We start from the raw sequence: 6,000 nt of genomic DNA, 5'->3' as shown, positions 1-6,000 counted from the left end.
ACTCTCCTTCTCCCAGATAAGGGATCATAAGTGGAAAATTCCAGTTCTGAATGGCCTAATTTATTGGGAGCACGTCACAAACAGTCCACCCTAAAGTGTCAGTGAATTGATTTAATACAGGCTCTGCTGACGTGGGTTGAATTACCCTTGCCCGCAATTTGAAAGGAGGACGCCATGTCTTCCAGTATCCATAATGGCGATTTTCACTCAAACCATCGCATTCTGAAGCAGATGATTATTAAGGCTGGCTATCTCACGTCCAGGATGAAACCCCTACCAGGCCCCCATTATAATGAGTCAGCGTTAGTTCTGAAGAGTTTTATGGCTGGAGTAATGGGCGACATTCAAACGGACCCAGATTCACAGACGGAAGTGTCTTCTGCTTATGGCACGGCTCAATAATTATCCTTTGAGGGCGCCCAAACAGGGCCTCTCAAACAATAAGTTTGAAATCGTTATTTCATTGTAAAAACAACGGAAATATTAAGATATTTAAGTATTTTTATCTGTTAAATTAGCCGAATCATATTAAAAATTTGACACAAATAATTAAAATTGCTACAACATGACATCGAGATTTTCTTGTTGAGATTAGCTTTCTGCACGATTAGCGCCGTGCGTTGACGAAAACTCCCTTTAAAAAATCGTTTCATCTCTGCGTTTGTTTCGAACGCGGCTATCAATATTTCTATGAAAGGGGTTCCAATGAACACCGGCACAGTTAAATGGTTTAATACAGCAAAAGGCTTTGGGTTTATTCAGCCTGAGAATGGCGGCGGCGATGCGTTTGTTCATATCTCTGCGGTTGAACGCGCAGGTATGTACTCGCTTACCGAAGGCCAGAAGCTCACTTATGATCTGGAACAGGATCGCAAGTCGGGCAAGATGTCTGCTTGTAATCTGCAAGCAGCCTAAATGAGGCTTTTTCTTTCTTGTGACCACGGATGTACTGGCACTGTTGAAAGAAATTAGCTTTGGGGCCAAGCATTGCTTGGCCTTTTTTTATTTTAATTGCTCGGCAAGGGAAACAACACGAAAGAGAGATTAAAATGAATAACCATGAAGAGAATATCGGCCTTACCGTACCCGCCACCAATCTTAGCATATTGAAACATGCTGTTGCTACGCCGCGCGAAATTGAAGACGCGCACAAACAGATGTCATCCCCCTCAGAAGATTGGACAAAGCTTTCCAATATACTTAGGCGGTCATGCGGTGGCTCATCGCGAAAGCGTTCTTTTCGTAGATAAGCGCTCAAAGGGTGCGCACGACTGGCTACGTTTACCTCCGCGTTTCCACAGCCTTAGGCCCCCACACGAAGTATAAGATCTTATTCAGATCATACATTCGGTTGGCCGCATCTTTTTCCCCGAACCGATAGCAGGCCTTGAAAATGTTGCCGGGTGCGAAGGACATGCCTTTATGCTCGATTAGGTCGTTCAGCTCGGTCGCGCCAGCTGGCAACTCATAATAGCTCGTGCTGCCGCCATCGGAGGTGCCTGCAGGGGGAAAGCCAGGGGCGTCTTCCATAGATGCGGCTTGCCCGGCAACGTCGGCGACGGACCCAACAGCCCCAGTTCCGCCGCCCGCTTGATGCTTTCGTGGAATGCCACTTTTTAATGCCGAGCGCAGTGGCAGCCTTAACCAGCGTGCCGTGCTCGCGGTAGGCCTCGGCGCGCCGCAGGAGTTCTTCGTGTGAAAGGCGCGCACCCGCGCCCTGTCTGTCATGGGACATACAGTCTCCTCGTGTTTGGTTGGTAGCCGTGGTGAGCGGCGCAAAAGGAAAAATGAAATGTCTCGATAAAGGTGGTGTTAATGGGCAAATAAAAATCGCGGCGGCTTTTGATGGCGGCGCGCCATAACACAGGTTCGGACCAGTTAAGTGATCCCTCCCCGTTATCCACATATGCCCCCAGCGGGCGCACCCAAAGAATGTTAACACTAGATTTAGTATTTGCGGAGATCGGCGCGCAATGAGATAAACAAAGGGCAAGAAGCGAAATGATTCACTTCTTGCCCCTGTGTCGATAAAAACGGAGCACCAATCGGCACTCGGCGTTTTCTCGCCTTAGCAATCGAGTGATACGCCTCTAGGGACTTTCAATCAAGATGCTCTCGAAAGAGTCTACAACAAATGGCGAAGCCACCTCTAAAGCCAGGTAATATCACTCCCCGCTCCGGCCAGTATGCAACTATTGGACCGCGCGGCGGTGTTGGACCAGAAATAACTGGAGTGCAAGGAAAGCCCTTACCTCCAACCCCTAAGCCTGGCTCAAGCTATCGCTTGGTTGATCCAACCAAGCACAAATAAAAAATTGGCGCCCTTCGGGGCGCCTTTCTTATATGACCAGCATCGTCACCACGAGATATTGCCGCCGCACTATCCACCGGCTACAAGCGCACATGATTTCATTTCCTTGGTGGGTTGCCGCCCTCGTCTATATGTCAATCTACTGGCCGATTACCGTGATGATAGCGGCGGCTATAGTCATGACGGCATTCCTAGGCACAAAGAATGTCGGGTGGCGGGTTGCGTGGTGCGCGCTTGCAATCCCGATCGTGGCGCCCGTTATTTGGTTCTGTTCGCTGGCATAAATAAGAACTCCGGCGCAGCGGGGCGATTGATCTCATTAAGCCGTTGCATTCACATGACCCGGAGAGCACTTGAACCTGAAAATCAGTAGTGAGTTACTCGCGTCTCCAGCTGCCCAAAAATGAAACGAGCGGCCCGAAAGCCGCTCTCTCAAAAACTGGTTACTTAGCCCATCGGCCCTCGTACTTAAACTCGGCGGCCTTTTCGAGTTGTTCCTTGGTAGCGTTCATTTTCGCCGACCATTTCTTATCATTCTCAGAATAGACAATCTCGATGGCATCAGGGTCAACGACCACATACTTTTCGCCGACGCCCAAGAAGCCGCCGACCGATACGATATAGCCTTCGACGTCACCGTCGCCCATCACTACATCCTGAATCTTGCCGATGCTCTCATCGTTAGCATTCGTAACGTCAAGATTCAGGATACTACTAGTAATAACGTCGGTCGGCTTTGCGGTAACAAATGCCTCTTCTTGCATTGCGGTAGCTTTCTGCGCATTTGCAAAAGAAACGATTGCAGCAGTTGCAACAGCAGCTAGAAAAATACGACGCATATTATATTCTCCATTCATATTTGGTATTTCCGAACATATAATGCATGCGCAGTATCTTTGGTTCCAACCTTTCAGGAATTAAATTCTACTTCTAGCTGACTTAGGCTGCATCAGATTGTCAATCCGCTCGGTGAGCCCATCGATGCGATGCGCCACGCTTTCAATGGCCCGCATGATCTGCGACGCCTGTTCCTGCATGCCTGCCTTCGTGGCGAACGTCTCGGCTGCGCGCAGCTTGTAATCGGAAAGCTCCTGCCGCGTCAGGCTAGCAAGAGCGGTCGCAGCTTCGGCTTTCGCCGCGTTGCGCGTCTCAGCTTTCGCGATTTGGCTTTCGACGTACTTCCATAGACCTAACGGAAAGCCCATAATCATTACGATAAAGCCGACAGCGGCCATGATTTCAGCGCCGGTCATCCGGCGTCTTCCTAAGATTAGACATATGATTTACCGTTTCATAAATTTAACGCTTAGCGCAAACGTTCACGCAGCGTGACCGTGACGCTGTCTCCAGCAGACTTAGCAATCCGCTTGAGAAGGTCAGCTTTGATAGGAAGTTTGTGAGTGCCGTCTCCGAGCGCCATGAAGGAACTTTCAAAGTCCACGCCGTCGACGCTTGCCTTCACTTTGACAAGGCCCCTTGTTCCAAAGAAAGCCGCTGCATCGGGCCAGACAATGTACGTCCAACCTCCTTTTTTCTGGCTTTTCTGAATTACCGCATCAAACGTCTTGTCCAGCGTGCTTGGCATTCAACCACTCCCTGAAAGTTGAAAAGTCACGCAGTTTATCAGCAATTGGGCGCGGGCGAACCTCCTTGCAAGACACGCCTTCACGGTTTCACTCCGCAAAGCTTTTCCAGTTTTGTGTTCTCTGCGAGGATCTGACGTTTCGTGCCATCAGTCAGGCTGTCCTCGACGCTCGGTCGGACAGGCCGGGCCACGTCGCAGTAGCTACCGGCTGTCGCGCAGCCACCGAGAAAGAGCAGCGTCAACATCGCCGCCGCCAAGCTTGCTCGTTTCATCTTCGATCTTCCTTGCTTTGTTGGCCTTGTCGCTGCCGTTGACGATTGCGCGGGCATCCTGCGGCGCAGCCCAGCCACTACCGAAGTGATCAGTCAGCCGCTTGCCCGTGAACTTGCCGTTGATCATCCCGTTGAACAGGATGCGCACAGCCACGCCGTCCTCAAGCGCTTTGTCCGGCGCGACGCCAAGGCCATACTTTTCATAATTGTCGCGCTCGGTGATCATCGCCAAACCGCGACCGCGGTATAGCCAGCCATCGTTGGCGCCGGTATTTCCTATGCGCCCGCCGTAGACCTTGTTAGCCAAGGCCTGCGGATTGCGCACATAAGGTTGGGCGCTCTGCACGGAGGAGAACCGCGACGGCCAGACCTGCCGGATGCGAGCCGCACTGGTGTAGTTCAAGTTTTTCTCGATCGGCTGCATCTTGCCGCCGGTCTCATGGAACGCCGTCGCGAGCACGTAAGCCGTCTGCTCGTCTGGCAGGCCTCGGCGCTCGGCCATAGCCAGAATTGCCGACGTACCGTCGACCTGCGCTTGGCTCAAGCGCCCGCCAAAAGGCGCGCGCCTCGCATACGCGAAGAACGCTGTTTTGTTCATGGGGATTTCCTGAAATTTAACATAAGAGGCTCTTGAAACCGTCGATGCGATCACTAAATCGAAGCCGTCATTCCAACACACTTCGTTCGATCAAATGGAGGTTTCGATGAGCGACCGTTTGTTTGACAGTCCAATTTTTGTGAAGGACGGCGAATACTTAATCCAAGAGATTGCAAGCATCGAAGATGCTATTGATTTTCTTTATGACTGGCCCGACGAACAACGCGACGTCATATTTGAGGTTACGTGGAAAACCTGCTGCGATGCACAGAATGGGCTTAAGCCGGTTCACGTAGCGCGTAACGCATTCGAAGGCTTCGCGAGAAAGCGCAATCTGCTTGAACAGCCGGAAGCGGCAATCCCATGGATGATGAGCAAAGCTTCGAGCGGCGGTAGAATTCCGATGTGAGGTGGTGTCATGCACTGGTATTTTCTAATTGAGGGCACAATCTTCGTTGCGCTGCTCTGGGTCATATCAATGCTTTTCTGGGACACCAGACGAAAACAATGAACATAGACCCCCGGCTCATTCCGGGGTTTTTCTTGAGGATTTTGTCGTCGGAGGGTTGTCCGACGAACGAGCAAGGGCCATTACCGCCTGACCTCTCCCCAAGACAAAGGTGGTTCACCAAATGCTAGTAAGATGGTCCGGCTTCGGAATGGTATCGGTTTTTGTGCTGATTGCAGGAATGCTTGGAGCAACTTTCCTACTGCGGCCATATTTCATGCAGAGCATGGCACTTCATCCCGCCGCTTACGTCGCCAACGGTATCGGTCTAATCCTCGGTGCCGCTACCAACCTTTTTGTGGCCGCAGCTTTCAACAAGATCTCTTCCGAAACGTATCACAGCTTCATGGGTATCAGCATGATTGGATGGTCGGTTATTGGTGCCGTCGGAGGTGTAGCCCTCGCTGTGTATGGATGGACGCTATAGTCGCTGCGTCTATGATATACTTCATCAGCGTGCCCATCGTGTTCGCCGCACGTGGAGGCGCGTAGCCCCGGCGTATTGGGAGACGTGCCGGGGTTTTCTTGTTCATCCCGAAACAGACTGTTTACAATATGCGAGATAAACGTCGACTGGGCACCTATTATTGCTTTCAGCGTGATTTCCCAAGGTGCTCGGCCCCAGTTCAGTGAAACCTTACTGGGGCCTTAAACCTGCCACTGCAAGGACTTGCCTGCCACGCCCAAATCAGTAAGCTGTGCTGGAGAACATGGGGAGCGTTATGC

At 51.3% G+C, this 6,000-nt stretch carries 8 protein-coding genes; 4 read left to right on the top strand and 4 right to left on the bottom strand.

From position 1 onward, the window contains the following. Positions 1–174 precede the first annotated feature (174 nt). On the top strand, positions 175–402 hold the full coding sequence (locus AC1RHM_RS22720; RefSeq protein WP_036588509.1) for a hypothetical protein: 228 nt from the start codon (positions 175–177) through the stop codon (positions 400–402). Positions 403–705: 303 nt separating this feature from the next. Then, entirely contained in the window at positions 706–915 is a 210-nt protein-coding gene (locus tag AC1RHM_RS22715; protein WP_010661715.1) for a cold-shock protein, read from the top strand. A gap of 1,839 nt (positions 916–2,754) precedes the next feature. Here the strand turns inward: AC1RHM_RS22715 and AC1RHM_RS22710 are convergent. The 4 genes from AC1RHM_RS22710 to AC1RHM_RS22695 all read right to left on the bottom strand — a co-directional run bounded on the left by AC1RHM_RS22710 (position 2,755) and on the right by AC1RHM_RS22695 (position 4,766). After that, a complete protein-coding gene (locus tag AC1RHM_RS22710) occupies positions 2,755–3,150 on the bottom strand; it encodes a PRC-barrel domain-containing protein (RefSeq protein ID WP_036588511.1) in 396 nt (131 codons plus the stop codon). Between the two features lie 78 nt (positions 3,151–3,228). Next, positions 3,229–3,564, bottom strand: coding sequence for a hypothetical protein (locus tag AC1RHM_RS22705; protein ID WP_010661712.1), 336 nt, complete (start codon positions 3,562–3,564; stop codon positions 3,229–3,231). Between the two features lie 53 nt (positions 3,565–3,617). After that, positions 3,618–3,896 (bottom strand): DUF1905 domain-containing protein, encoded by a 279-nt coding sequence (locus AC1RHM_RS22700; protein ID WP_010661711.1) that lies wholly within the window; start codon positions 3,894–3,896, stop codon positions 3,618–3,620. 201 nt (positions 3,897–4,097) lie between these two features. Next, positions 4,098–4,766 carry a hypothetical protein gene (locus tag AC1RHM_RS22695; RefSeq protein ID WP_226622261.1) on the bottom strand — a complete coding sequence of 223 codons (669 nt, stop codon included), beginning with the start codon at positions 4,764–4,766 and terminating at the stop codon, positions 4,098–4,100. Between the two features lie 106 nt (positions 4,767–4,872). Here AC1RHM_RS22695 and AC1RHM_RS22690 point away from each other — a divergent pair, with 106 nt between their 5' ends. Both AC1RHM_RS22690 and AC1RHM_RS22685 read left to right on the top strand, forming a co-directional pair. Then, complete coding sequence (locus AC1RHM_RS22690) at positions 4,873–5,175, top strand: DUF982 domain-containing protein (RefSeq protein WP_010661709.1); 303 nt, start codon at positions 4,873–4,875, stop codon at positions 5,173–5,175. A gap of 250 nt (positions 5,176–5,425) precedes the next feature. Further along, a complete protein-coding gene (locus tag AC1RHM_RS22685) occupies positions 5,426–5,701 on the top strand; it encodes a hypothetical protein (RefSeq protein ID WP_036588514.1) in 276 nt (91 codons plus the stop codon). Positions 5,702–6,000: the final 299 nt, after the last annotated feature.

The sequence above is a fragment of the Brucella sp. GW823-FHT04E01 genome (genome assembly GCF_058796175.1).
The sequence above is the reverse complement of the archived record's forward strand: the minus strand, read 5'-3'. Positions and strand labels throughout refer to the sequence as shown.

Bases quoted from the DNA above. Each gene is read 5' to 3' on its own strand.
- AC1RHM_RS22720 (WP_036588509.1), top strand. From the start codon at position 175: ATGTCTTCCAGTATCCATAATGGCGATTTTCACTCAAACCATCGCATT.
- AC1RHM_RS22715 (WP_010661715.1), top strand. From the start codon at position 706: ATGAACACCGGCACAGTTAAATGGTTTAATACAGCAAAAGGCTTTGGG.
- AC1RHM_RS22710 (WP_036588511.1), bottom strand. From the start codon at position 3,150: ATGCGTCGTATTTTTCTAGCTGCTGTTGCAACTGCTGCAATCGTTTCT.
- AC1RHM_RS22705 (WP_010661712.1), bottom strand. From the start codon at position 3,564: ATGACCGGCGCTGAAATCATGGCCGCTGTCGGCTTTATCGTAATGATT.
- AC1RHM_RS22700 (WP_010661711.1), bottom strand. From the start codon at position 3,896: ATGCCAAGCACGCTGGACAAGACGTTTGATGCGGTAATTCAGAAAAGC.
- AC1RHM_RS22695 (WP_226622261.1), bottom strand. From the start codon at position 4,766: ATGAACAAAACAGCGTTCTTCGCGTATGCGAGGCGCGCGCCTTTTGGC.
- AC1RHM_RS22690 (WP_010661709.1), top strand. From the start codon at position 4,873: ATGAGCGACCGTTTGTTTGACAGTCCAATTTTTGTGAAGGACGGCGAA.
- AC1RHM_RS22685 (WP_036588514.1), top strand. From the start codon at position 5,426: ATGGTATCGGTTTTTGTGCTGATTGCAGGAATGCTTGGAGCAACTTTC.